This window comes from Mycobacterium sp. 1164985.4 (assembly GCF_001668575.1).
Taxonomy (GTDB): domain Bacteria; phylum Actinomycetota; class Actinomycetes; order Mycobacteriales; family Mycobacteriaceae; genus Mycobacterium.
The window spans coordinates 1-1634 of sequence record NZ_LZMD01000076.1 but is presented as its reverse complement, the minus strand read 5'-3'; the positions used below and the strand labels follow the sequence as shown (position 1 = coordinate 1634).

At 65.7% G+C, this 1634-nt stretch carries 1 protein-coding gene; it reads left to right on the top strand.

The genetic code is table 11. The annotated features are described in order from the left end of the window. On the top strand, window positions 1-1634 hold a 1634-nt coding region (locus tag A5650_RS16325; protein ID WP_156744158.1), incomplete at both ends, for a condensation domain-containing protein.

Sequence of the window (1634 nt, the reverse complement as noted above, 5' to 3'; positions counted from 1 at the left end):
GTGTTGGTGGCGGTGGTGCACCACATCGCTGCCGATGGGTGGTCGATCACCCCGCTGGTGGCCGATCTCGGGGTGGCTTACGCAAGCCGGTGCGGCGGACAGGCCCCCGGGTGGACACCGTTGCCGGTGCAGTACATCGATTACACGTTGTGGCAACGCGAACAGCTCGGTGAGCTAGACGATCCTGACAGCCCGATCGCTGCGCAGCTGGCCTATTGGCAGGACGCGTTGGCCGGGATGCCCGATCGGGTGCAGTTGCCCACCGATCGGCCCTATCCGGCGGTGGCCGATTTCCGCGGTGCCGAGGTCGTTGTCGATTGGCCTGTCGAGTTACAGCAGCAGGTGGCGCGGGTCGCCAGTAACCATGGCGCAACCAGCTTTATGGTGGTGCAGGCCGCGCTGGCGGCCTTATTGGCCAAGCTCAGCGCGAATCCCGATGTGGCAGTTGGTTTTCCGATAGCCGGGCGGCGTGATCATGCCTTAGACGAGTTGGTGGGATTTTTCGTTAACACGCTTGTGTTGCGGGTGGATCTCGCGGGGGATCCGACCATTGTCGAGGTGCTGGGGCAGGTGCGCCAGCGCAGTCTGGCCGCCTTCGAGCATCAGGATGTGCCCTTTGAGGTGCTGGTCGAGCGGCTCAACCCGACCCGGTCATTGGCCCATCACCCGCTCGTGCAGGTGTTGTTGGCCTGGCAGAACTTCGCTGGACACGATACTGAGCGCGCCGCTGGAGTGAGGCTAAGTGACGTCGAGGTCGCGGCGTTGCCGATGGAGACTCACACGGCTCGGGCGGATCTGACTTTCTGGCTGGGTGAACGTTTCAGTGACGCGGGTGAGCCCGCCGGAATCGGCGGTGCGGTGGAGTTCCGCACCGATGTCTTCGACGCGGCCAGCATCGAGGCGCTTATTCAACGGCTGGGACGGGTGTTGGTGGCCATGACCGCCGACACGTCGCGGCGGTTGTCGACGATCGATGTGCTCGACGAGGATGAGCGCGATTGGCTGGAGGGCTGGGGTAATCGCGCGGTGTTGACGGCGCCGGCGGCTGCGCCGGCGGTATCGATTCCGGCGGTGTTCGCCGCCCAGGTTGTCCGTAGTCCAGAGGCGGTAGCGATCAGCGCCAGCGGCCGGTCGGTGTCTTATGGCGAGTTGGATGAGGCGTCGAATCGGTTGGCGCACCTACTGATCGGCCACGGGGTGGGTCCCGGTGAGCGGGTGGCGCTACTCGTAGAGCGTTCCGCTGAGGCGGTCATAGCGATCCTGGGAGTGCTGAAGACCGGGGCGGCGTATGTGCCGATCGACCCGGCGCATCCGGATGCGCGGATCGGGTTCGTGCTCGATGACGCCGCACCGATCGCGGCGGTCACCACCGCCGAGCTGCGCGCGCGCTTGGACGGGCACGACCTACAGGTCGTCGATATCGACGATCCCGCTGTCGGTTTGCAGCCCGCCACCGGGTTGGCGGTGCCGTCGGCCGACGATATCGCGTATCTGATCTATACCTCGGGGACCACGGGGACCCCGAAGGGGGTGGCGGTGGCGCATCGCAACGTGGTGCAGCTGCTGGAGACGCTGGAGGCCGATGTGCCGACGGCGGGGGTGTGGTCGCAGTGTCATTCGTTGGCGTTCGACTT